19 protein-coding genes, 2 tRNA genes and 1 rRNA gene are annotated in these 25,964 nt (G+C 36.4%); 18 read left to right on the forward strand and 4 right to left on the reverse strand.

The annotated features are described in order from the left end of the window. Window positions 1–86, forward strand: a 5S ribosomal RNA gene (rrf, locus tag M0G43_RS14700); the annotation flags it as partial. Between the two features lie 492 nt (window positions 87–578). After that, window positions 579–3,029, forward strand: coding sequence for a helix-turn-helix domain-containing protein (locus M0G43_RS14705; RefSeq protein WP_248027721.1), 2,451 nt, complete (start codon window positions 579–581; stop codon window positions 3,027–3,029). Window positions 3,030–3,086: 57 nt separating this feature from the next. Here the strand turns inward: M0G43_RS14705 and M0G43_RS14710 are convergent, their stop codons facing one another. Further along, window positions 3,087–4,229, reverse strand: coding sequence for an acyl-CoA dehydrogenase (locus tag M0G43_RS14710; RefSeq protein WP_248027723.1), 1,143 nt, complete (start codon window positions 4,227–4,229; stop codon window positions 3,087–3,089). A 92-nt stretch (window positions 4,230–4,321) separates the two neighbouring features. Here M0G43_RS14710 and M0G43_RS14715 point away from each other — a divergent pair, with 92 nt between their 5' ends. The 9 genes from M0G43_RS14715 to M0G43_RS14755 all read left to right on the forward strand — a co-directional run bounded on the left by M0G43_RS14715 (window position 4,322) and on the right by M0G43_RS14755 (window position 11,621). Next, on the forward strand, window positions 4,322–5,386 hold the full coding sequence (locus M0G43_RS14715; protein WP_248027725.1) for an anhydro-N-acetylmuramic acid kinase: 1,065 nt from the start codon (window positions 4,322–4,324) through the stop codon (window positions 5,384–5,386). Between the two features lie 64 nt (window positions 5,387–5,450). After that, window positions 5,451–6,677 carry a Glu/Leu/Phe/Val dehydrogenase dimerization domain-containing protein gene (locus tag M0G43_RS14720; RefSeq protein WP_248027727.1) on the forward strand — a complete coding sequence of 409 codons (1,227 nt, stop codon included), beginning with the start codon at window positions 5,451–5,453 and terminating at the stop codon, window positions 6,675–6,677. A gap of 10 nt (window positions 6,678–6,687) precedes the next feature. Further along, window positions 6,688–8,103 (forward strand): sodium:proton antiporter NhaD, encoded by a 1,416-nt coding sequence (nhaD, locus tag M0G43_RS14725; protein WP_248027729.1) that lies wholly within the window; start codon window positions 6,688–6,690, stop codon window positions 8,101–8,103. 53 nt (window positions 8,104–8,156) lie between these two features. Further along, window positions 8,157–8,852: a MotA/TolQ/ExbB proton channel family protein gene (locus M0G43_RS14730; protein ID WP_248027731.1), complete on the forward strand. Its 696-nt coding sequence runs from the start codon at window positions 8,157–8,159 to the stop codon at window positions 8,850–8,852. Next, the gene (locus M0G43_RS14735; RefSeq protein WP_248027734.1) at window positions 8,852–9,247 is read left to right on the forward strand and encodes an ExbD/TolR family protein; all 396 of its coding nucleotides are present in this window, start codon (window positions 8,852–8,854) and stop codon (window positions 9,245–9,247) included. The genes M0G43_RS14730 and M0G43_RS14735 overlap by 1 nt, the downstream gene beginning before the upstream one ends. A gap of 1 nt (window position 9,248) precedes the next feature. After that, window positions 9,249–10,136 carry an energy transducer TonB gene (locus M0G43_RS14740; protein ID WP_248027736.1) on the forward strand — a complete coding sequence of 296 codons (888 nt, stop codon included), beginning with the start codon at window positions 9,249–9,251 and terminating at the stop codon, window positions 10,134–10,136. A 1-nt stretch (window position 10,137) separates the two neighbouring features. Next, window positions 10,138–11,355, forward strand: coding sequence for a bifunctional folylpolyglutamate synthase/dihydrofolate synthase (locus M0G43_RS14745; RefSeq protein WP_248027739.1), 1,218 nt, complete (start codon window positions 10,138–10,140; stop codon window positions 11,353–11,355). Between the two features lie 63 nt (window positions 11,356–11,418). Then, window positions 11,419–11,493 (forward strand) — tRNA-Val (locus M0G43_RS14750). 53 nt (window positions 11,494–11,546) lie between these two features. Continuing rightward, window positions 11,547–11,621: transfer RNA gene (locus M0G43_RS14755), tRNA-Val, on the forward strand. Window positions 11,622–11,659: 38 nt separating this feature from the next. On the opposite strand, the gene M0G43_RS14760 is transcribed toward M0G43_RS14755, so the two are convergent. Beyond that, the gene (locus tag M0G43_RS14760) at window positions 11,660–12,940 is read right to left on the reverse strand and encodes a UDP-N-acetylmuramoyl-tripeptide--D-alanyl-D-alanine ligase (protein ID WP_248027741.1); all 1,281 of its coding nucleotides are present in this window, start codon (window positions 12,938–12,940) and stop codon (window positions 11,660–11,662) included. A gap of 71 nt (window positions 12,941–13,011) precedes the next feature. After that, window positions 13,012–14,691: a gliding motility lipoprotein GldJ gene (gene gldJ / locus M0G43_RS14765; RefSeq protein ID WP_248027743.1), complete on the reverse strand. Its 1,680-nt coding sequence runs from the start codon at window positions 14,689–14,691 to the stop codon at window positions 13,012–13,014. 335 nt (window positions 14,692–15,026) lie between these two features. Between gldJ and porU the strand changes: the two genes are divergently transcribed. The 7 genes from porU to M0G43_RS14800 all read left to right on the forward strand — a co-directional run bounded on the left by porU (window position 15,027) and on the right by M0G43_RS14800 (window position 25,257). Further along, window positions 15,027–18,881 (forward strand): type IX secretion system sortase PorU, encoded by a 3,855-nt coding sequence (porU, locus tag M0G43_RS14770; RefSeq protein WP_248027746.1) that lies wholly within the window; start codon window positions 15,027–15,029, stop codon window positions 18,879–18,881. A gap of 62 nt (window positions 18,882–18,943) precedes the next feature. Next, window positions 18,944–20,164: a type IX secretion system outer membrane channel protein PorV gene (gene porV / locus M0G43_RS14775; protein WP_248027748.1), complete on the forward strand. Its 1,221-nt coding sequence runs from the start codon at window positions 18,944–18,946 to the stop codon at window positions 20,162–20,164. Between the two features lie 95 nt (window positions 20,165–20,259). Further along, on the forward strand, window positions 20,260–20,742 hold the full coding sequence (cdd, locus tag M0G43_RS14780) for a cytidine deaminase (protein WP_248027750.1): 483 nt from the start codon (window positions 20,260–20,262) through the stop codon (window positions 20,740–20,742). Between the two features lie 91 nt (window positions 20,743–20,833). Continuing rightward, window positions 20,834–21,832: a pyruvate dehydrogenase (acetyl-transferring) E1 component subunit alpha gene (gene pdhA, locus M0G43_RS14785; RefSeq protein ID WP_248027752.1), complete on the forward strand. Its 999-nt coding sequence runs from the start codon at window positions 20,834–20,836 to the stop codon at window positions 21,830–21,832. A 3-nt stretch (window positions 21,833–21,835) separates the two neighbouring features. Continuing rightward, the gene (locus M0G43_RS14790; RefSeq protein ID WP_248027755.1) at window positions 21,836–23,524 is read left to right on the forward strand and encodes a pyruvate dehydrogenase complex dihydrolipoamide acetyltransferase; all 1,689 of its coding nucleotides are present in this window, start codon (window positions 21,836–21,838) and stop codon (window positions 23,522–23,524) included. A gap of 85 nt (window positions 23,525–23,609) precedes the next feature. Next, complete coding sequence (locus M0G43_RS14795) at window positions 23,610–24,581, forward strand: M28 family metallopeptidase (protein WP_248027757.1); 972 nt, start codon at window positions 23,610–23,612, stop codon at window positions 24,579–24,581. Further along, a complete protein-coding gene (locus tag M0G43_RS14800; RefSeq protein ID WP_248027759.1) occupies window positions 24,574–25,257 on the forward strand; it encodes an SDR family NAD(P)-dependent oxidoreductase in 684 nt (227 codons plus the stop codon). Before M0G43_RS14795 ends, M0G43_RS14800 begins: the two co-directional genes overlap by 8 nt. Here M0G43_RS14800 and M0G43_RS14805 read toward each other — a convergent pair whose 3' ends face one another. Further along, the gene (locus M0G43_RS14805; RefSeq protein ID WP_248027761.1) at window positions 25,258–25,833 is read right to left on the reverse strand and encodes a hypothetical protein; all 576 of its coding nucleotides are present in this window, start codon (window positions 25,831–25,833) and stop codon (window positions 25,258–25,260) included. Window positions 25,834–25,964: the final 131 nt, after the last annotated feature.

The raw sequence follows: 25,964 nt of genomic DNA on the forward strand, positions 1-25,964 counted from the left end.
TCACCTCTTACCATTCCGAACAGAGAAGTTAAGCCCGTTTGCGCCGATGGTACTGCACCTCGTGGGAGAGTAGGTCGTCGCCTTTTTCAGAAGCCCCCAACAGAAATGTTGGGGGCTTTTTTTGTTGGAAATAATCATATATTAGTATAAACTAATATCCTTATGAAAAAATCAACAAAAGAACATATTTTTTTTCGAAAAAAATCTATCGATAGCGATACGCTATCTCTATTAGGTTTACAAATTCCTATTTTTTGTATTTTATCAGGTTCATATCATTACGTATATGAATTGTTACCGCAAGGACTCTATTTTTGCTCTACAAGAAGTTGCATCTTTCTGATTATTTTAATAATCTGTATGGCATTTTTTTTAATGTCCATAGGTTATTCTTTTATGAGTTTTTCTTCAATTAACAAGACAGAGTTTAATCATAAAAAAAGTAGTCTCCTCATTTTAAAACGCAACGAATTTAAGATTCAAAGGGCAAAATTATTCTGTATCCATGCGTTTGTTTTGCTTGTCATTAGTTCATTGATTCTATTGAATATTAACGATATCATTGAGTCAAACGCTTTTTGGAAATAGATTTTATGGTTAATAATGAATTGCAATTGGCTTGGGACTTCGTTAACAACACGGATCGGAATGCTTTTTTAACAGGAAAGGCAGGTACAGGTAAAACGACATTCTTACACAAACTAAAATCAGAATCTTTAAAACGATTGGTCGTTGTTGCTCCTACAGGGGTGGCTGCAATTAATGCCAAAGGTGTGACAATCCATTCGTTTTTCCAAATGCCTTTTGGACCTATTTTACCTAATTCACGCACTAACGAGCATACCAATTTTGCTAATAAATTCAGCACCACAAAAATTGATATTATTAAATCCATGGATTTGTTGGTAATCGATGAAATAAGTATGGTAAGGGCTGACTTATTGGACGGGATTGATAACGTTTTAAGACGTTATAAAAATAGAAATAAGGCGTTTGGAGGAGTCCAGTTATTGATGATTGGAGATTTGCAGCAACTTTCTCCTGTAATAAAAGATGATGAATGGCAATTGTTAAGAGCTTACTACAAAAATGGTTATTTCTTCAGTAGTAAGGCCTTTCAAATGTCTGAAGCAATCACTATTGAACTCAAGCATATTTATAGACAGGATAATCAAGAGTTCATTCAAATATTAAATCAAATTCGCAACAATAATTTACATCAAGCTTCCGCGGAACTATTGAACAAACGTTTTATTCCAGATTTCAATCCTGATCCACAAGAAAGATATATAACACTTACAACTCACAATAATAAGGCTGATCGTATAAATACATTGGAGGTAGAGAAGCTTGAAGGCAAAGATTTTATCTTCAAAGCATCCATAGAAGGCATGTTTCCGGAGTACAGTTATCCAACCTATGAGACACTTAAACTGAAAGTTGGTGCTCAAGTAATGTTCATTAAAAATGATAGTTCACCGGAGAAGCGCTATTATAATGGAAAAATTGGCAAAATCATACAATTATCTGAAGATGAAGTAATAGTAAGATGTCCGTCTGATGATTTTGATATTGTTACCACAAATGAATTATGGGAAAACATTAACTACACTATTCATCCAGAGACTAAAGCTATTTCAGAGAAAATCATTGGTTCTTTTTCCCAAATGCCATTACGTTTAGCTTGGGCAATCACCATTCATAAAAGTCAGGGCCTTACCTTTGAGAAGGCAATTATTGACATTAATGATTCTTTTGCTCATGGTCAAACGTATGTCGCTTTAAGTAGATGTAAATCTCTCGAAGGGCTCGTTCTAAAGAACCCAATTAAGAGTAGCAGTATTATCAACGATGAGAATGTGCTTTTATTCAACAAACAATCAGAACAAAATCCACCAGATCATCATATTTTAAATATCTCCCAACAAAAGTTTCAATTGAATCTTATTGTTGAATTGTTTGATTACTATGAGTTTTTGTATCCTTTCAATCGTATTTTCGATATTTATTATAAAAACAAAAGTAGTATTGAAGGTAATATTGAAAATAAGTTAAAGGCAGTTAAAGAAGTCCGTATTCCAGAAGTCTTGAAAGTGGCTAATACATTCAAATTAAAATTGGAGCAGTTGGTTAAGAACAATAATTCCTTACCAGAATATGATTCGGTTATACAAGAGCGATTCACAAAGGCCGTTGAGTACTTTGAAAATTATACAAAACTGCATCTTAAGCAACCTTTGGGAGAAGTCACTTTTTCTTCAGAAAATAGAGAGATTCAAAAAGATATTTCAAAGCATTTGCAAACTATTGATAATCTATTGGATATCAAATTATATTGCTTGAAAAGACTTTCAGAAGGTTTTAAAACCAACACTTATCTGGAAGCAAGAGCAAAAGCCATTTTGGATAAGCATGGACAGCCAAAAACAAAGAAAGAAATTAAAATTGATACGTCCGCACATCCAGAGTTATTTATCAAGTTGAAACAACTACGTTCAGATATTGCAATGGATGAAGATATTAAACATTTTCAGGTGTTCACGCAAAAAACACTTTATGAACTCTGCAATCTTTTACCTACGACATCAAATGAATTAAAAAAGATTCATGGCATTGGAAAAATAAAATTTCAAAAGTATGGAAAAGCCATACTTGAAGTGATAGATGACTACTGTAAAGCTAACAGGATTGATCAACTAAAATCAGCTTCAATAGAATATATTATTGAAAAAGTATCAAAGAAAAACACAAAAAAGGTTTCTCTAGATTTATTTAAAAGTGGAAAATCGATTTCTGATATAGCCCAAGAACGATTTTTGACCGTTGGAACCATTGAAACACATTTGGCTTCATTTCTAGAAAGTGGAGAAATAGACCTTTATGATTTAATTTCCCGTGAAAAATTCACTGAACTTGAAAATCTAATTAAAAGCACACCATTTGAAAGTCTGACAGAGCTGAAAAATAAATTAGGAGATAAGTTTTCTTACGGAGAATTAAGAATTGCAATAAGTGCTATCGCCAAATGAAAAGGCCTGATACGTTTTCATAAACCTATCAGACCTTAATCGTCTCATTATTTTCAATTAAGCCTTAATCAAACTCCGAGAAATCACAATTTTCTGAATCTCCGAAGTTCCTTCATAAATCTGGGTGATTTTTGCATCTCTCATCAAACGCTCAACATGATATTCCTTTACAAATCCATTTCCTCCATGAATCTGAACAGCTTCAACCGTATGTTGCATGGCAACTTTGGAAGCATATAATTTTGCCATAGCACTTGACACATCGTAATTGTTACCGTTATCTTTATCCCAGGCAGCCTTCAATACTAAATGTCGAGCGGCTTCGATATCAGTATACATATCGGCCAATTTAAAAGCGATAGCCTGATGATTGCAAATCTCAGTGCCAAATGCTTTGCGTTCTTTCGAATACTTTAAAGCCAATTCATAAGCACCGGATGCAATACCCAATGCTTGAGCTGCTATTCCAATACGTCCACCTGAAAGAGTTTTCATCGCAAATCTGAAGCCAGAACCGTCTTCACCTATTCTATTTTCCTTTGGTACTTTGACATCATTAAATTGAAGTGTATGGGTATCACTTCCTCTAATTCCAAGCTTATCTTCTTTTGGTCCTACGTCAAATCCAGGTGTTCCTTTTTCAACAATAAAAGCGTTGATACCATGAGAACCTTTATCTCTGTCAGTTTGAGCTATCACCAAATAGACGTCAGCGCGTCCTCCACTGGTAATCCAGTTTTTGGTGCCATTGATCACGTAGTGGTCTCCTTTATCGATTGCAGTGGTTTTTTGAGAGGTAGCATCACTTCCAGCTTCGGGCTCACTTAAACAAAATGCACCCACAAATTCACCTGTTGCTAGTTTCGTTAAGTATTTTTGTTTTTGTTCTTCTGTGCCGTAGGTCTCAAGGCCATAACAAACCAATGAATTGTTTACTGAAACTATTACAGAAGCCGATGCGTCAATTTTTGATAACTCTTCCATAATCAATACGTATGAAATGGCGTCCATGCCACTACCACCATATTTCGGGTCGACCATAATTCCCATAAAACCTAAATCTCCCATTTTTTTGACCAATTCTTGAGGAAATTCTTGCTTGTTATCACGTTCTATAACTCCCGGAAGTAATTCTGTTATTGCAAAATCGCGCGCGGCATCGCGAATCATAATGTGTTCTTCTGTAAGACTAAAATCCATAGTTTTCTATTCTTGTTGATTTGATAAAAAAATGATGGCAAAGATAACGTTTTCGTAGAATTATTTCAATAAGGATTTGTAGTTTTACCAATATGATAAAGAACCGATATGATGTCATAGGAATAATGTCTGGTACCTCGCTAGATGGAATAGATTTGGCATACGTATCATTTATTTATAATGACAGACTTGAATATAAAATTCATAAAACGGTAACAGTTCCTTATCAACCTGAATGGATACAGAAGCTTCAATCATTGGTAGCATTATCTTTTGATGATTTAAAACTTCTGGATGAAGTGTATACAGATTATTTGAGTGAAATTGTTGTTGATTTTATCCGTAGGAATAAGATAGAAAAGTTAGATGCTGTATGTTCTCATGGCCATACCGCTTTGCATCAGCCAGATAAAGGATTGACCTATCAAATAGGTAATTTACCAAAAATTGCAACCAATATCAATGAGCTTGCGGTGTGCGATTTTAGGGTTGATGATGTTCTTCTCGGTGGTCAAGGAGCACCTTTGGTGCCAATTGGCGATGAACTGTTATTTTCAAATTATGATTTTTGCCTCAATTTGGGAGGTTTTGCCAACATCTCTACCAAAATTGATGGCGAACGGATTGCCTATGATATTTGTCCTGTTAATATTGTATTGAATCATTATGTACATCAATTAGGCTTTGATTATGACAATAAAGGTAAGTTGGCTTCAACGGGAAGCATCAATAAAGGTTTATTAGAAAAATTAAACGCATTTCAATTTTATAAACAACATCCCCCCAAGTCTTTAGGTTTGGAATGGGTCAAATCTGAAGTTTTCCCTTTGATTGATTCATTTCAGTTGGATGTCATAGATATTTTGAGAACTTTCATAGAGCACATATCAATACAAATTTCTAAAAATATCTTTTCAGGGTTTGAAGCTTCCGTTTTATGTACTGGAGGAGGTGCTTATAATGATTTTTTGATTAAAAGAATTAAAAATCACACAGTTAGCAGTTTGTTAATTCCCTCTAAAGAACTTATAGAATTTAAGGAAGCTCTAGTGTTTGGTTTTTTGGGTGTAAGAAAGCTTCGCAATGAAATCAATTGCTTAAAAAGTGTTACTGGAGCGGCAAAAGATCATAGCTCTGGCAAAGTGTATTGTCCATAAAATTATTGTAAAATTAATCTTTATGGATTTTTTGTTTTTTATATTTGTTACAGAATTACTTTAGATGAAAGATTTACTTCAGAAGTACGAAGACAAAGACCCCGAAATTATATTTAACTGGAAAGACCCAGAAACCGAAGCCGAAGGCTGGACAGTCATTAATTCATTGAGAGGCGGTGCTGCCGGAGGTGGAACGCGTATGCGCAAAGGATTGGATATGAATGAAGTTTTGTCTTTAGCAAAAACCATGGAGGTTAAATTCACCGTTTCTGGACCAGCAATTGGAGGTGCCAAATCGGGAATCAACTTCGACCCACACGACCCAAGAAAAAAGGGTGTTTTGGAACGTTGGTATAATGCTGTTTCTCCTTTATTGAAAAGTTATTATGGCACCGGAGGAGATTTAAATGTAGATGAAATACACGAAGTTATTCCGATTACGGAAGAAAGTGGTGTATGGCATCCTCAAGAAGGTGTTTTTGAAGGACATTTTAAACCTACTCAAGCAGATAAAATAAACCGGATAGGACAATTGCGCCATGGTGTGATTAAAGTTATTGAAAATCCAAAATATTCTCCAGATGTACGCCGTAAATATACAGTTGCCGATATGATTACAGGTTTTGGAGTTGCAGAAGCAGTGAGGCATTTTTATGACGTTCAAGGCGAATCGGTGGTAGGTAAGAGAGCAATTGTTCAAGGCTTTGGGAATGTTGGCGCAGCAGCGGCTTTTTATTTATCTCAAATGGGAGCCAAAGTTGTGGGCATCATTGATATTGTAGGTGGTATTATTAACGAAGAGGGTTTTTCATTTGAAGAAATCACCGACTTATATTTAGAGAAGACAGGTAATACATTGGTAAGCGACAACCTCATACCTTATGAGATTATGAACGAAAAAATTTGGTCTTTGGAAACCGAAATTTTTGCGCCATGTGCAGCATCCAGATTAATAACAAAACATCAAATAGATCAAATGATAGATACTGGATTAGAGGTTATTTCCTGTGGTGCCAACGTGCCTTTTGCAGATAAAGAAATTTTTTTCGGACCAATAATGGAATATACAGATAAAAAAGTTAGCCTTATTCCAGATTTTATATCCAATTGTGGGATGGCAAGAGTTTTTGCTTATTTTATGGAGCAGAAAGTTCAAATGACTGATGATGCCATTTTCAACGATACATCAAACCGAATCAAACAAGCGATTAAACAGGTGTACGATAAGAATAAGACAAAAGTAGGCATAAGCGAAACAGCTTTCGAAATCGCCTTAAGTCAACTTATATAATATCATATTTATGGAAACTGTAATTATACTCGTATTTATTTTCGGCTATTTAGCCATAACCCTTGAACATAACCTAAAGATCGATAAGCTCATACCGGCCCTTGTGATGATGGCTATTAGCTGGGCTCTGATTTCACTCGGTTTAGAAGGTTTTAATGAATGGTTCGATTCTTCTCAACATGCATTGGTGGATGGTTTTGCCAATATGCCTTTGGAAAATATATCCAATCCAGATGAAAGCAAAATGCACATAATGGAAGAAAGCTTATTGCATCATCTAGGTAAAACAGCTGAAATCCTGGTATTTCTTTTGGGAGCTATGACCATTGTTGAAATCATTGATTATTTTGATGGTTTTTCCACCATAAAGGGTTTTGTAAAGACTAGGAAGAAAACCAAAATTCTTTGGATATTCTCTATTCTAGCCTTTATCCTATCTGCTATAATTGATAATCTCACAGCTACCATAGTTTTAATTTCTATCCTTCAAAAAATAGTGAAAGATAGAGATATGCGTCTTTGGTATGCTGGTCTTATCATCATCGCTGCAAATGCTGGTGGAGCCTGGTCACCGATTGGTGATGTGACTACAACAATGCTTTGGATTGGTAAAAAGGTAACAACTAGCCATTTATTTGTTTATTTGTTTTTGCCTTCTTTAGTATGTATGGCCTTGCCAGCGCTGATCGCCTCTTTCATGCCTATTTTCAAAGGGACTTTAGATGTCGAAGAAGAAGTTGATGACAAGCCAAAAAGCAAATTTAGCTCTACGATGTTATATCTTGGGTTGGGTGCAATTGTTTTTGTTCCGATTTTCAAAACTATAACTCATTTACCGCCATATGTTGGTATGATGCTATCATTGGGTGTTGTAGCAATTTTTGCCGAAATGTACAGTAGTTCCAAATTCACACTTTCTGACCCATCAGCTTCAGAGGAAGATGCCCATGGGCATCACAGCCCTGTACACTCATCACTGTCCAAGATTGAGCTTCCGAGTATTTTATTTTTTCTTGGAATATTAATGGCTGTGGCGGCGTTGGAATCTTTGGGAATCTTGTTTGAATTTGCTACAACCTTACAAGATAATATGCCAATGCTTGGTACTGAATTACATCATACAGGTGTTTCTGATTTAGTGATTTTACTTCTTGGTGTAGCGTCAGCAGTCATTGACAATGTACCATTGGTTGCCGCCAGTTTAGGAATGTTCTCAGAACCTATAGATAATGAATTATGGCACTTTGTTGCTTATTCAGCCGGAACAGGGGGTAGCATGCTCATTATTGGTTCAGCCGCTGGGGTTGTTGCTATGGGAATGGAGAAAATCGATTTCTTCTGGTATCTCAAAAAAATATCATGGCTGGCACTCATAGGCTTTTTGGCAGGAGCTATAACCTTTATGTTTACAAGAACAATATTTTAACTAACATACTTTAGGCGTATTTTAGGCGTTTATAGACTAATTAAAACAATTATATGGCATTATTTTATATCATACAAGAAGGAGTTGAAGCAGTTCCGACGGAAGAATCAGTCGAGAAAACCCTTTCGATTATTGAATTGATTGGTAGTGGTGGCACCGCAGGGATGGTCATCATTGGCATTTTGTTTATTTTGCTTTTTGTGGCATTGTATATTTATTTTGAACGCTTATTCGCCATCAAAGCAGCTTCAAAGATTGATGCCAACTTCATGAATCAAATAAAAGACCATGTGTCTAATGGTAAAACCGATTCAGCTCAAATTTTATGTGCTCAGGTTAATACGCCTGTTTCCCGATTGATTAACAAAGGAATCAGTAGAATTGGCAAACCTTTGGCTGATATTAACACAGCCATTGAAAATGCAGGACGTTTGGAAATTTATGGTTTAGAAAAAAATGTGAGTATGCTCGCAACTATTTCTGGTGTAGCTCCTATGATTGGATTTCTTGGAACAGTTGTTGGTATGATATTGGCAATATTTGAATTGGCAAATGCTGGCGGAACTATACAGATGGATGTTTTAGCAAGTGGTTTGTACACAGCTATGACTACTACAGTTGCAGGTCTAATAGTTGGTATTGTCGCTTACATGGCCTATAATCATCTTGTGGTAAAAACAGATAAGGTTGTTTATCAAATGGAAGCCAACTCATTAGAGTTTTTGGATCACTTAAATGAACCTATTTAATGAATTTACGAGGTAGAAATAAAGTAACTCCAGAATTCAATATGTCTTCAATGACAGATATTGTGTTTCTGTTATTGATATTTTTTATGATTGCTTCAACATTGGTGACCACCAGTGCTATTGATATTTTGCTTCCGAAAGCAAGTGGAAAAACTGAAAATAAAAAATCGGTTGCAGTAAGTATCAAAGAAAATCTAACGTTTTATATTGATCAAAGATTGGTGGGTGAAAGTATGTTGGAAAATGAGTTGATAACGGCTTTGGCAAGTCAAGAAGAACCAACAATAGTATTGAGAGCTGATAAATCAGTGGCTGTTGAACATGTTGTGAAAGTGATGGACATAGCCAATAGAAATAAATTTAAAGTGATTTTGGCGGTAAGGCCAAATGATTAAGATGAAGTATTTAGAAACCCAACATGAACGAAATTCTGCAAAGGTAACCACACTTATTGTGGTCATTTTGCTGTTGCTGTTGTTTGTGATGGGACCTCCTTATATGGATCCACCCATTGAATATGGGGTGGCTGTAAATTTCGGAAATTCTGAAGTAGGTAGTGGAGATGTGCAACCATTGCAGCCTGTTAAGTCTGAACCCAGAGAAGTTAAAGAGCAACCAAAGGTTCAAGAAACGAAAGTTGAAGAAACCAAGGCTGAACCCAGTAAATCTGATAAAGCTTCAGAAAAAGTCCTCACTGCAGATAATGAAGAAGCCATTGCCATGAAAAAGCAAAAGGAAGCCGCTGAAGCCAAATCACAAGCGGAAGCTAGAGCAAAGGCAGAAGCTGAAAGAGTGCAAAAAGCTAAAGAAGCAGCGGAAGCAAAAAAACGTCAGGAAGAAGCCGAAAAGAAAGCAAAATTGGATGCGCTTATTGGAGGCGTCAGTAAATCTGATGGAAAAACTACAGGAAGCGAAGGCGATGACAATAAAGCTGGAGATAAAGGGCAATTAAATGGTGACCCATATGCACCGAGCTATTTTGGTCAACCAGGTACTGGGAACGGTGGGAATGGATCAGGTTATGGGTTGAATGGTAGAGGTAGACCTACCAATGGTAAAGTTGTACCCGATTGTGATGAAGAAGGGCGAGTCGTCGTTGAAATTCATGTGAATAGAGACGGACGCGTCATTAAAGCAATTCCTGGAGTTAAGGGGACAACAGGAGACTTGTGTTTATATGAAGCAGCCAAAAAAACAGCATTGACTTACAAATGGCCAGCAGATTCAAAAGCGCCTTCTACCCAAATAGGATTTGTAAAAATAGACTTCAGCGTTACACAATAAAATGACCTATCAAGATACAGTCAACTGGATGTTCAAGCAGTTACCTATGTATCAAAATCAAGGTAAATCTGCTTACAAGGCTAATTTGGACAACACGCACCTTTTGGCAGATTATCTCAATCATCCGGAAAATTCATTTAAAAGCATTCATGTAGCAGGAACCAATGGTAAGGGCTCCACAAGTCATATGCTAGCATCCATCTTGCAAGAAGGAGGTTACAAGGTAGGATTGTATACTTCACCACATCTTAAAGATTTCAGGGAGCGTATTAAAATCAATGGTAAAGAGATTTCGGAGGAGTTTGTTGTTGAGTTTATTGATGAACATAAGCTTTTTTTTGAAAGTAATACTTTGTCTTTTTTTGAAATGACTGTTGGAATGGCCTTTGATTATTTTTCTAAAGAAAAAGTAGATATCGCCATTATTGAAGTAGGAATGGGAGGTAGGCTGGATTCCACAAATATCATAACCCCTGAAGTTTCCGTGATTACCAATATCGGTCTGGACCATACGCAATTTTTAGGATCTACGCTCGAAGCTATTGCCAAGGAAAAAGGCGGCATCATCAAGCCAAATATTCCTGTTGTTATTGGCGAAACTCAACTCGAAACTGAAGCTGTTTTTAGAGAGATTTCAAAGGACAGGAATTCTAAAATATTCTTTGCAGATAAAGATATTGAAGATGCTCTTGAAAGTGACCTGAAAGGTTATTATCAACAGAAAAATATAAAAACAGTTTTAAAGGCTGTAAGCATTATTCAAAATCGTGGTTATCATATTTCAGATGAAAATATAAAAAACGGCTTGCTTAATGTAGTTAAGAATACAGGACTAAACGGACGTTGGCAAATTTTGAGTGAGCATCCAAAAATTATTTGTGACACCGCACACAATAAGGAAGGTCTCAATTATGTCATGCAACAATTGAATGATGAAACGTTTGACAAATTGCACATGGTTTTTGGTGTCGTGAATGATAAAGAATTGGAATCAATATTACCGATTTTACCAAAAAACGCTGAATATTATTTCTGCAAACCAAATATTCCGAGAGGTAAGGATGTAGAAGAATTACAATACCAATTCCTTCAAAATGGTTTCAATGGAAAAAGCTATTCTAGTGTTATAGAGGCTTTTGAAACTGCAAAAGAAAATGCAGCCCATGACGATTTGATTTATGTAGGAGGAAGCACATTTGTAGTGGCTGAAATAATTTAATTTTTTTCAAAAAAATCTTTTGCAGAATAAAAAACTAATCTATATTTGCAGTCCGATAACGTAGGGCGATTAGCTCAGCTGGTTCAGAGCACCTCGTTTACACCGAGGGGGTCGGGGGTTCGAACCCCTCATCGCCCACAAAATTTGATAAAAAGTTCATACATTTGTGTGAACTTTTTTAATAAGTACTAGGTCCATTAACTCAGCTGGTTCAGAGTGTCACGTCGACAACGTGGAAGTCACTGGTTCGAATCCAGTATGGACCACAAAAAAATCCATTCTTTTATTGAATGGATTTTTTTATTTAGAGTATTTGCAAAATTCGTTCAAGTGCCATCCCTCGAGAGCCTTTAATCAGCATAAATTTATTTTCGATAGGACGTTTTTGTAATTCATCTTTTAAGTCATCAAAACCTTCAAATTTTTTGATATTGGAGCCATTTACATCTGTTTTAAAGAAGTTTTTTCCAATAATATAGGTTTCATCAAAAGGATTCTGTTTGATATAATCAACAATTTGTTGATGCTCAATTTCTGATGTGGCGCCCAATTCAAACATATCACCTAAAAAGAGTACCTTATGATCTTTATGAAGCTGCTTAAAATTCTCTAATGCAGCCATCATACTTGTAGGATTGGCATTATAGGCATCCATGATAATTGAGTTGCTACCCTTTTCTATAAGTTGAGAACGATTATTTGTAGGATTGTAATTTTCAATTGCTGAAACAATATCCTCTGAATCTACTTTGAAATAAGAACCTACGGCAATGGCCACAGCAATGTTGTTAAAATTATACATCCCGGTGAGTTGACTATTAATGGTTTTGTTATTATATTTTAACGAGACATAAGGTTGAGAACTAATCAACTCTACCATTGCGTCTAAGGATGTAATCAAACCGAAGTGATAAATATTTTCATAATGAAGAGTTTGCTTCACTTGAATTTCGTCATTTTCATTGACAAAGATTGTTTTTTGATGTTTTTTGAGATAATCATACAATTCGGACTTTGATTTGATGACACCTTCAACACTTCCAAAACCTTCAAGATGTGCCTTTCCGAAATTTGTTATCAAACCATAGTCGGGTTGCGCAATGTCACATAGAAATGCAATTTCTTTTGGATGATTGGCTCCCATTTCTACTATAGCAATGTCTGTCTTATCTGTCATGCTTAACAAAGTCAAAGGGACGCCAATATGATTGTTCAAATTGCCTAGGGTTGCAGTCGTATTGAATTTTTTGGACAGGACGGCATTGATAAGCTCTTTGGTCGTCGTTTTTCCATTACTTCCTGTGAGAGCTATAATAGGTACTATGAGTTGATTTCTATGATGGGTCGCGAGCAGCTGAAGTGTTTTCAATACATTGTCGACCAAGATACAGTTGTCGGTCAAATAGTCGGCCTCATCGATAATGCAATATTTAGCACCTTTTTCAAGTGCTTGATGTGCAAATGTATTTCCATTAAAATTATCTCCTTTTAAAGCAAAAAAAAGACAGCCTTGCTGAATTTTTCTTGTATCAGTGCATACAGAACTGCACTTGAGATAATACGAGTAAATAGCTTCTATATCCATAAAATAAATGTAATAAAAAAAGTCCCAACTAACTTTGTTGGGACTTTTAATATTATATTAAAGTTTATATGTTAATTTCTAGACTTATTTTTAGCTTCAGATTTAGAACCTACTCTAGACATAGCACATCTAAAACCGATATAGTCAGTTGCCATATCTTGTGGGAAATAGCGACGTTGTGCAGGGTCAATCCAATAAGCTCTGTCTTTCCAAGAACCACCTTTGTAAACACGCACATTATCGTTGATTAAAGAGGTTCTGTCGTTTGACTTATCATATTGTTTAATCAAATTACCACTTGAGTCCACCTCAATTTTGTTTTGAGGGGAGTTGTACATTTTTGTGGTTTCAGACACTCCATCAATCTCATCTTCACCAAAGCTATTTCCATACTGACGAGATGATCTTTTGTCACCATCTCTGAAATTACGGTTGTCACTTTTATCGAAGTTTGTTCTTTGGTAAGTCTCGTTTTCATCAATTGGAACTTGTAGGATTTCACCAGGCAAGTTTCTAGCGACAATCTTACCATTGCTTAAAGTGTCATAAACTATATCCGCTGTTGTCACAACTTTTACGGTTCCATCTTCATTAATGGCATTTTTGGTATAAACGTTTCCACGATAGTAGTTGAAATCACTGAATTCATCATCAACAATTGGTCTATAAACGTCAGCCACCCATTCAGCCACATTACCAGCCATGTCATACAGTCCAAAATCATTTGGCTCATAAGACATCACGGCGTTTGTGATGTCTGCTCCATCGTCTGACCAACCAGCAATTCCTCCGTAATCACCTTTACCTTGTTTGAAATTTGCCAACTGATCGCCTTTAGTTTTTCTTTTACCAGAACGTGTATATTGACCACTCCATGGATATTTTTTACGACCTCTAATGGCGTTATAGTTTCTTAATTCGCTTAGACCAAGCGCAGCATATTCCCATTCTGCCTCGGAAGGTAAGCGGTATTTAGGTGAAATAATACCCGTTTCTCTAGTGGCATAAACGTTCATTGGTTCACCAGCAGCATTGGTTTGAGGTTTTCTTCTTCCACCTTCCAAAATATCACTATTTCCTCCGTAAGTTTCAGTAGGCGCATTGATATATGTGTCAGTGTTGAAGTTGGAATCAGCAGTGATGTCTTCGCTTAAACGGGCATCTCTTTTGATGTAACCAGCTTCTTCCAAATTAAGCTCATTGACACGGTCAGTTCTCCAATTAGCAAATTCTACAGCCTGAATCCAAGTGACACCAACTACAGGATATTCTCCATAACCTGGGTGACGTAGATAGTTTTCTGTCATCATTTCGCTATAACCTAAACGATTTCTCCATACCAAAGTATCAGGTAATGCTCCTTCATAGATTAGTCTGAAATTTGGGTCATCTGGTGGATAAACTCGTTTAATCCAATCCAAATATTCCAAATACATTTTATTGGTCACCTCCGTTTCATCCATATAAAAAGATTGCACGTGCTGTTGAGAAGGAGAATTGTTCCAATCATGCATTGGGTCATCCTGTACTTTTCCCATAGTGAAGGTTCCGCCTTCTACAAATACCAATCCTGGACCAGCTTCTTGTCCTTTGTAATTGTTATTGTATTGAAAGCCTCCTTTTTTGTCGTTAATGTTCCAACCAGTGGCTCTAGATTCGTTTGAAGACGATGATCTTTTACAGCCAATCATGGTTAAAGATAGCATTAGGGCTAATAGTATCCTTAGATTTAAGACGTTTTTCATATCCATACTTTTAAGTAAGCTAGTTAAATTTAGTGACGCAATATAGTAATTATAGGAATATTAACAACATTTTTTTTAAAATAGATTGAAAAAAAGTTGCATTTCATCCTTTTTTTTGAACACAACAACGGACTTTTGCCCATTTTATCGATGTATTTTGTTTTTCAATAACGAGTTTAAATTTTATTTATTGTTGTAATTTTGAATAAAAAAAATTGCGCTAATAATAACCTTTTCTTGTTTGCGTTACTATATTGTCGCATTTTATGGCAAATGAATTGATTAAACGTTCGGTTTTTAGATTTATTTTTGCCATTTGAGTTAATTCTGAATTTGAATAAATGAACAAATACTTACCTTTTATTTTTCTTGCAGTTTGTCCATCTCTTTTATTTTCTCAACAGAAATCATTTGACATCTCTTGGAATGGAACAAAAATTTTTCAAACCAACATTTCTAGTTTCGAAGTTCCTGCTTTTGACGATGAACATTTAAGCTTTAACACAGACTATGGCCTATTGTATTTTACAGAATGGGATTCAAATGTTATCATTAATGAGTCATCTGTAGAATTATCAGATGTATCCTATTCAGTAATTTCAAGATCAGATTTAAAAGGTTTACCGCTTAACACCATTCCAGGTTCTCCAAAATTAACTATTACAAATGCCAAAGCAAGAGACAAAAGAAGTATACATCTTCAAATAACTCCTATAATTAAAGATAATGGTGTTTTTAAAAAAATCACGTCATTTACGGTAAAATATAACACTTTTTCAGCTAAAACAAGTGATCCTCAACAGAGGGCCGGTATTGTAAATTCTGTTTTGAGTACTGGACAATGGTATCGTTTTTATGTAGACAAATCAGGTGTCTTTAAGATATCTAAAGATTTTTTGAATGATTTGGGTGTGAATACTAATGTTGATCCGCGCACCATCAAAGTTTTTGGTAACGGGGGAGCTATGCTTCCTTTTTTGAATTCATCATCTTATCCAAATGACTTGACGGAAAATGCAATAAAATTTGTTGGTGAAGAAGATGGCATATTTAATAATGAGGATTATATTTTATTTTATGGTGAGGGTCCAAAAGGGAATGTTTCAAATTTAAATATCAATACCAATTTAAACCCATACACAGATAAATCCTACTATTATATAACTGTTGGTCCTGGTTATGGAAAACGGATTCAACCAATGGCGCAACCAACAGGAAATCCTGATGTAATATTTGATACTTTTCATGATTATCAGTTTCATGAAATCGATGAATATAATATAGCGAAAATTGGAAGACGTTGGTTTGGAGATAGGTTTGGAATTGAAAATCAAAAGGAGTTTTTGTTCAACTTTCCGAATTTAGTGACAACGGAACCCGTGAGCCTTAAGGTTTATGTGGGAGCCACGGCCGAGGTCCAGACTTCTATGGAGATAAAATTGAATGGCAATGTCGTATCAAACCTTACTTTAAACGCTTTTGCAGATACAACCTTGGCAACAGGAGATTCATTTACGGGTCAAGTATCATTGTCCTCTCCTGAAGCAACCGTCATGCTCACTTATAACAACAACAATAATCCAGCTTCAATTGCATATCTGGATTATCTGTCAATTGAAGCTACTAGAGCGTTAAGATACGATGGCAAACAATTTCCTTTCAAGCATAACTCGGCGGCATTGGCTTCAGGAATTGTTCAATACTCTTTAAATAACGCCACTGCTGTATCTGAAATTTGGGACATCAGCAATAAATATGATGTTACAAATGTGGTAAACACTGATCATTCGGCCGCATTCATTTTCAAGGCTCAAGGTGGTGTTGACAAGAATTATTTGGTGGTGGCGCCTTCCAATTATTATCTACCACTGCGAGACGGGAATGTGAGGGTAAGCAACCAAAACCTTAAAGGCACAATTTTTAATAATGCACAAGGTGAATTTCAAGATGTTGATTATATCATTGTAGCATCGTCAAACTACGTAAATCAGGCGGAGCGCTTAGCGCAAATTAACAGAAACAGGTATGGCCTTAACGTGAAAGTTGTAACCTTGAAAGAGATATACAACGAATTTAGTTCTGGTCAACAAGATGTGGCAGCCATCAGGAATTTTCTAAGATATGTTTATCTAAATGCCAGTTCTGAAACTCGGCGATTGAAATATTTATGCTTATTTGGCGATGCATCCTATGATTATAAGGATAGAATATCCAACAATACCAATATTGTTCCTTCATGGTTGAGTTACAATAGTTTTAGTTTGACCAATTCCTACATTTCTGATGATTTTTATGGCAACATGGATGAGAGCGAAGGGAGCATGGCAACTTCTGATAAATTGGATATTGCCGTTGGTAGGATTCTTGCAGATTCACCACAAAGAGCGAAGGAATTAGTGGATAAAATAGAGCTATATTATAAGGAGCCTTCTTATGGAAGTTGGAGAAATACCTTTGTGGTTATTTCCGATGATGTTGACAGGTCAGGTGAACAGCAATTGCAAAGTACCACAGACCAAATGGCTGATTTAGTTTCAGCCGAAAAACCGTTTTTGAATATTGTAAAAATACATTCTGACTCCTATCAACAAGAAGCAACTGCCAGTGGTGCACGATATCCAAAAGTTAACAAAGCGATTAAAGACGCCATTGAAGTGGGTGCTTTGGTTGTAAATTATTTTGGTCATGGAGGTGAAGATGGTCTTGCTCATGAGTTTGTTTTCGATAAGATAGATGCTCAAGATATAAGAAACACCTGTAAATTTAATTGCTTCGTGACTGTCACTTGTGAATTTACAAAATTTGACAATCCTCAAAGACCTACAGCGGGAGAGCTTATTTATTGGAACTCACAAGGCGGCTCAATTTCACTTATTACCACAACTAGAGAAATTTTTCTAACGGTCGGTGTAGGATTTAATAAGGTAATGGAAAAGTATTTATTTGCTTTTGGGTCAGATAATTACCCAAGTATGGCTGAAGCCTTGAGGTTAACTAAAAATGATCCTTTGATTTCTACTCAAAAGGAAGTTGTTTTTTATATTGGAGATCCTGCTATGAAATTGGCATTTCCAAAGCCCAACATCCGACTTACCAAAATTAATGACGTTCCACTTGGACAAAATACAGATGTCTTGAAAGCTTTGAGTCGTGTAAAGTTATCAGGGGAAGTTGTAGATACTTCTGGAAACATTTTATCAAATTATAACGGGACCTTAACCGCCACAATATATGATAAGGAGATTCAAAGAGCTACGTTGGGAAATGATGGAGTAAGGGTAAATAATCAATTAGTAATTCTCAATTTTAAAACTTTAGGAGAAAAGATTTTCATAGGTCAAGCGAGTGTCAACAACGGTTTATTTGATTTTGAATTCGTTGTGCCACGAGACATCGGGATTCCAGTTGGAAATGGTAAGGCTAGTTTTTATTCAAAAACTGACAACCCTCTTCAAGATCAGGCGGGAGCCAGTTTTGACATCCAAATTGGCGGTATCAATGAAAATGCTGAAGAAGACAATATTGGTCCCATTATCAATCTTTTTATGAATGATGAAAATTTCGTGACAGGAGGCATAACAAATGAATCACCAACGCTACTAGCTAAAATACAAGATAGTAACGGTATCAATACCGCGAGTGGTATTGGACATGACATAGTTGCTATTATCGATGGCGATGAGACCAATCCATTTGTCCTAAATGATTATTATCAGGCTGATATAGATGATTATCAAAACGGTAAAGTTTCTTATGCCTTCAGGGATTTGGAGCCAGGTCTGCATACGTTGACCTTAAAAGCTTGGGATGTCTATAACAATTCGTCCACCTCTGAAATTCAATTTGTTGTGCATGACAAAGATCAAGAATTGATTATCGACAATGTCTTAAACTATCCAAACCCGTTTATAAATTACACAGAATTTTGGTTCAACCACAATAGTTCAGAACCTTTGGACGTTTCTATACAGATATTCACGGTTTCTGGTAAATTGGTACGAACCTTAAATGGTCAAACTGGATCTGGCGAATGTTGTAACCAAGGTGCATCAAACCTATCACGTAACATTGTGTGGGATGGTCGTGATGACTTTGGAGACAAAATTGGTAAAGGCGTTTACATTTATAAACTTAAGGTACGCTCTAATCAACTGAATAAACAGGTGGAAAAAATTGAAAAACTTGTAATACTATAATAAAGATTTATATTTGCTAAATTGATTAATGCCTCAAGCTCATTAATTAGAACAAAAATTTTATGAAAAAATACATTCTAGCCCTTATCACCTTATCAATCTATAATTTTACCTATGCTCAAGAAGAAACCGTTGTTTTTCCAAATCAATCTTCGGTAATCACGACAGGTGTTCCATTTCTATTGATAGCTTCAGATGCACGGGCTGCAGGTATGGGAGATATGGGTGTTGCAACTTCCGCTGACGCCTACTCTCAACAATGGAATCAATCAAAATACGCATTTTCTTTGGCAAAATCAGGTATTGGAGTAAGTTATACACCTTACTTGAGTAAATTGGTTAACGATATTTTTTTAGGTAACATCACTTACTTCAATCGTTTAAACGATCGTAGTGCTTTTGGTGTAAGTTTTAAATATTTTAGTCTTGGGGAAATTGAAATTGTTCAAGATGAATTCTCTGAAGCTTTAATTGAAAAACCAAATGAATTGACAATTGATGCGTCTTACGCACTTAGATTAGCAGACCAATTTTCAATGGCTGTGGGATTAAGATACCTTCGTTCTGATTTAAGGATTCAATCGGTTGATGCCAATGCTTCTGCAGCAAGTTCTATTGCAGTTGACATTTCCGGATATTATCAAAGTGAAGAAAATGCTTATGATAGTTTTAATGGTAGAACTCGTCTAGGTTTTGCAATTCAAAATTTAGGTCCAACTATAAAATATGATGATGCTGGCCGAGAGAACTTTTTGCCTACCAATTTAAGACTTGGTGGAGGTTTCGATTTTATATTCGACGAGTACAACACATTGAGTCTTACCGGAGAGGTTACTAAATTATTGGTTCCAACGCCTCCAGTATTGGGCTTTGTGGATACAGTTCAAGAAGGTGACACCGAACCAAATGGACAACAAGATCCTAATGAGCCAACGATTATTGTTGAAGGTAAATCGAACGATGTAAGTTTTGTAAAAGGAATTTTTCAATCATTTGGTGACGCTCCTGGTGGCTTTAGTGAGGAATTGAAAGAATTTACTTGGGCTTTAGGTGCCGAATATCGCTATCAAGAATCTTTTGCCTTCAGAGCCGGATATTTTAATGAAAGTGAGGATAAAGGTGCACGTAAGTTTTTCGCTCTAGGCGCAGGATTTAAATATACAACTATCAATATCGATCTGTCATACTTATTCTCTGCTTCAAAAATTCAAAGTCCTTTGGAAAATACACTTCGTTTTTCATTGACCTTTAACTTTGGCGATGGTGAGTATGATGAATATTAGAATCAACTAAAAAGAAGTACATAAAGAACTATTGTTTTAACCAAAGCAATAGTTTTTTTGTCTAAAATGGTTTCTATTTAACTTTTGAGTAAAAAATGAAAAAAATTACCATAGAATCAACACTTGATGTTTTTGACAATTTTGATGAGTTGCCATCCGATGTGCAGTCATTGATGAACAGCGCGAAAAAGGCACGTTTGAAAGCTTATGCTCCATATTCAAACTTTTTAGTTGGTGCGGCATTACTATTGGACAATGGTGAAGTAATGACAGGTAGCAATCAAGAGAATGCTTCATATCCATCTGGTTTGTGCGCAGAACGTACAGCTATCTATTATTCTGGAGCAAAATATCCTGATGCCAAAATTGAAAAAATGTGCATCATTGCTGGTTCTGTTCACAATGAAACATCTTCACCCATTCCTCCATGCGGAGCTTGTAGACAAGCCATTGCGGAATATGAAGTTAAGCAAGAGAGTCCCATCGAAATTTATTTCATGGGAGAGACAGGAAAAGTAGTGAAATCTGAATCGCTTGCTAATCTTCTTCCACTGATGTTTGACAAATCTTTTCTATAACGATTTCGTAGAAATTTTACGATTTTCGGTTTTTTCATTAGTTGTTAAAGTATTACTTTTGTTATTCGTTCTATTTTAACTGACGTTACTAATGCAAAAAATCACGAAAGAAGTTTACCTAAAGTGGTATGAAGATATGTTGTTTTGGCGCAAGTTTGAAGATAAACTCGCTGCTGTTTACATTCAACAAAAAGTAAGAGGATTTCTTCACCTGTATAATGGCCAAGAGGCTATATTAGCTGGTGCTTTGCACGCTATGGATTTGACAAAAGACAAGATGATTACGGCATATCGTAATCACGTGCAGCCGATTGGTATGGGTGTGGACCCAAAACGTGTGATGGCAGAATTGTACGGTAAGGGCACAGGTACATCGCAAGGTCTTGGTGGTTCTATGCATATTTTTTCAAAAGAACATCGTTTTTACGGTGGGCATGGTATCGTAGGAGGTCAGATTCCTCTAGGAGCAGGTATTGCATTTGGTGACAAATATCACGGTAGTGATGCTGTAACGTTATGCTGTTTTGGTGATGGTGCTGCAAGACAAGGTTCACTTCATGAAACATTCAATTTAGCAATGCTTTGGAAATTACCTGTTGTTTTTGTGTGCGAAAACAATGGTTATGCAATGGGAACTTCGGTAGAGAGAACAGCAAACCATACAGAAATCTGGAAATTGGGTCTAGGTTATGAAATGCCTTGCGGACCAGTGGATGGTATGAACCCTGTGAAAGTTGCCGAAGCATTTGATGAAGCTATTCAAAGGGCACGTAGAGGCGATGGGCCTACATTCTTGGAATTGAAAACCTATCGTTATAGAGGTCACTCAATGAGTGATGCTCAACATTACAGAACTAAAGAAGAAGTTGCCGAATATCAGAAAATTGACCCAATCACTCAAGTGAAAGAGGTTTTGATGGACGAATATAAAGTTTCAGAGGCTCAAATTGAGGAGATGGATCAAAGAGTGAAAGATTTAGTTGCTGAATGTGAAAAATTCGCTGAAGAATCTCCTTGGCCAGATAAGAATGTTATGTACGACGTGGTTTACGAACAAGAAGATTATCCATTTATACAACACAAACTATAAGCTATGGCAGAGATCATAAATATGCCTCGTTTGAGCGACACAATGGAAGAAGGAACTGTCGCAACTTGGTTAAAAAAAGTTGGTGACAAGGTGAAGGAAGGCGATATTCTTGCTGAAATTGAAACGGACAAGGCTACGATGGAGTTTGAATCCTTCTATGAAGGAACCTTGTTGTACATCGGTGTGAAGGAAGGTGAGACTACAAAAGTTGACGAGTTGTTGGCAATTATTGGTGACGAAGGTGAAGATGTTTCTGAACTGATTAAAGGAGGTGATTCAAAGTCTAAAGAAGAATCAAAAGCTTCCGAAGAGAAAGAAACTGAAAAGAAATCAGAAGAAAAAGAAGATAAATCAGAAGATAAAAAAGAAAAGAAGGAAGATACTTCGGACAAAAAATCTGAAGATTCAAGCTCATCTGCTAGTGCCGAAATTCCTGAAGGCGTTACGGTAGTAACAATGCCGCGTTTGAGTGATACAATGGAAGAAGGAACCGTTGCCACTTGGCTAAAAAAAGAAGGTGATGAAGTTAATGAAGGTGATATTCTTGCGGAAATTGAGACAGATAAAGCAACAATGGAATTCGAATCGTTTCAAGCTGGAACGCTATTGTACGTTGGCTTGAAAGAAGGTGAATCAGCAAAGGTGGATGCATTGCTTGCTATCATTGGTCCTAAAGGTACTGATGTATCAGGCGTAGCCAAAAACTTTAAAGCAGATGGAGGCACTTCTAAAACTGAAGAAGCTCCGAAAGAAAAAGAAGCTCCAAAAGAAGAAAAGAAGACTGAAACTCCAAAGCAAGAGTCAAAACCTACACAAACAACGTCAACTTCTGATGGTGGACGCGTGTTTGTGTCACCTTTAGCTAAAAAGATGGCTGATGAAAAAGGCATTAATCTATCACAAGTGAAAGGTTCTGGAGAACACGGACGTATCATCAAAAGAGATATTGAAAACTTTACACCAGGTGCTGCTTCGGTAGCTTCAGTAGGTAAATTTGTTCCTGTTGGACAAGAGGATTTTGAGGAAAAAGCGAATTCGCAAATGCGTAAAACCATTGCAAAACGTTTGGCAGAATCTAAATTCACAGCACCTCACTATTACCTGAATGTAGAGTTTGATATGACAAATGCCATTGCATTCCGAGAGCAATTCAACTCCATACCAGACACTAAAATATCTTTTAACGATATGATTGTGAAAGCTTGTGCGTTGGCTTTAAAGCAGCATCCGCAAGTAAATTCTCAATGGTTTGCGGATAAAATGCGTTTGAATCATCACGTAAATATCGGTGTGGCTGTAGCAGTTGAAGATGGTTTGGTAGTGCCTGTTGTGAAATTTGCCAATGAGCAGAGTTTACCTCAAATTGGTGCCGCGGTTAAGGACTTTGCTGGAAAAGCTCGAAACAAAAAACTGACACCTCAAGAAATGGAAGGAAGCACATTTACGGTTTCTAATCTTGGAATGTTCGGAATTGAGAGTTTTACATCGATTATCAATCAACCGAATTCGGCAATTCTTTCTGTAGGTACAATTGTTGAAAAACCAGTGGTAAAGAATGGTCAGATTGTAGTTGGGAATACTATGAAACTATGCTTGGCTTGCGACCATAGAACTGTTGACGGTGCAACAGGAGCTCAATTCCTTCAGACTTTGAAGGGGTATATTGAGAATCCTGTGACGATGCTCGTTTAAATAAGACTTATAAAATTGAATATATTATCCTGCTTTATTTTATTGAAGCAGGATTTTTTTATATTTAGAGCTAAATCAAAATTTTATGAAAAACATTCTTTCTATTGTTAGTATTTTGATTTTGGTAAGCTGTAAATCCAAAGTTGTTGAAACTACTGAAACATTAAAGGAAAGCGATTCCAAAACAGTTGTAATTACCAGTGGTGAATTGCGTGAGAGTGTCACATATTTGGCTTCCGATGAATTGCAAGGTAGAGACACTGGCTCTGAAGGCATCGAAAAGGCAGCAATTTTTATAGAAGAAAAGTTTAAGAAATATGGAGTGAAACCTTACTTTGAAAGCTATCGTGATAACTATGATGCCAAAGGAAGAGCAGCCTTTAATGTTATAGGCTATGTGGAAGGAAATGACCCAAATTTGAAAAACGAATTCATTATTCTTGGAGCACATTATGATCATATTGGTTTTGGAAAACCTGTAGAGAATGATTCTATTGCTAATGGCGCGAATGATGACGCCTCTGGTACTGCAGCAGTCTTGGCAATGTCGCGTTATTTTGCGGCAAAAAAGAACAACAAACGCAGTATTCTCTTTACATTGTATTCTGGTGAGGAAATGGGATTGCTGGGCTCAAAACATTTGGCGGAAAAATTAAAAGACGCAAATGTCAATATCTACACGATGGTTAATTTTGAAATGATAGGCGTGCCTATGACCGATAAAGATTATGATGCGTATTTTACAGGGTTTGATTTGTCTAATATGGCTCCAAAAATGAACGACTATGTTGGCTACAACATGTTAGGACTTCTTCCTCAAGCAAAGGAATATCAATTATTCTACCGTTCTGATAATTATTCTTTCTATAAAGTATTCAATAGGCCTTGTCATGCTATATCTACCTTTGATTTTACCAACTATGAGTATTATCACCATGTAGATGACGAAGCTGATAAAATGGATTATCAATTTATGGCAAGCTTGGTCAACAAATTGATTCCTGCCTTTGAAACGATGAGCAACACTGCCGAGCCAGAAATAAAGATGAATGAGTAAGAACATTGTCATAACAGGAACGAGCCGAGGGATTGGGTTTGAGATGGTGCAACTATTTGCTAAAAATGGGCATAAGGTGTTGGCTTTGTCCCGTAACGAAGTTCCTGTAAAAAAATTGAAGCTTAAGAATGTTACTGTTTTTCCTTTTGATTTGGGAGATCTCGAAGCATATGCAAAAGTTGTGGATTTTATCTCCACTGAATGGCAAAATGTTGATATTTTAATCAATAATGCAGGTGCTTTACTGAATAAACCTTTCACCCACACAAGCATGAACGATTTTGAAGAGGTTTACAGGACGAATGTTTTTGGTGTTGCAGAACTGACGCGTTTGGTGTTGCCGTTTATGTATCGTGGAAGCCACGTGGTGACCATAAGTAGTATGGGTGGCGTGCAAGGAAGTGTCAAGTTTCCTGGTCTGGCAGCTTACAGTAGCAGCAAAGCTGCGGTGATTACGTTAACTGAACTACTTGCCGAAGAATATAAAGAAACTGGTATCTCTTTCAATGTCTTGGCTCTTGGAGCAGTACAGACCGAAATGCTTGCTGAAGCATTTCCTGGATATGATGCGCCAACCACTGCCACGAATATGGCTCGATACATCGTCGATTTTGCCATGAATGGTAACGAATTTTACAACGGGAAACTACTCCAAGTTTCTAATAGTACGCCTTAACTATTCATCCAAAGGGAAGGAGAGACCTATAGCTGCGGCACCTGTAAATTGTTCGGCGGAAGGATGGTAATAATATGCAAATGCCAAGTCTACTCCATTATCGCGACCTACAGCCAATCCCAAGGTAAATGGAATATGAAACTGAAATCCTTTCTTTTCAACATTGGTAAAAGGTGTATAAGTAACAAACTTACCGACTGAACCACCAACTCCTACTTCTATAAAAGGTGCCACATACGGAATAGGAATGGCTAGGCGCACTTTGGTTCCGAACATAACCGCAGAAGTAGAAATGTCATAATCTTTCAGTGCCTCATCGCTTAATTCTTCATTGAATTTTGTAGAAACAAACGCAAGGTAAGGACGTACACCAAACCATTTTTTGATGGCATAGACATATTCGCCTTGAATGAAAAAGCCACTGGCTCCTATATTGATGTCTTCATTTGGATAGCTTAATCCGAAACCGATACTTGCGTCAATAAATCGGCCTTTGTTAGGTTGGGCAGTTGATGTAAAAGTAAAGCTAGCTATGATAGCAATACAACAGTAAAAGGTAAGTAGATTTTTAGGCATGGGTATAAATTTAAAGCGGCTAATATACTTTATTTTTTCATGTGGAATTCTTCAGAAGAAAAAATATGAAAGATTACTGTTTGAATTCTTTTCAGAACGACAAATTAGAATCTTATTATTTTGTGAAAGAT

The sequence above is a fragment of the Subsaxibacter sp. CAU 1640 genome, assembly GCF_023156585.1.
GTDB lineage: Bacteria > Bacteroidota > Bacteroidia > Flavobacteriales > Flavobacteriaceae > JBPOFM01.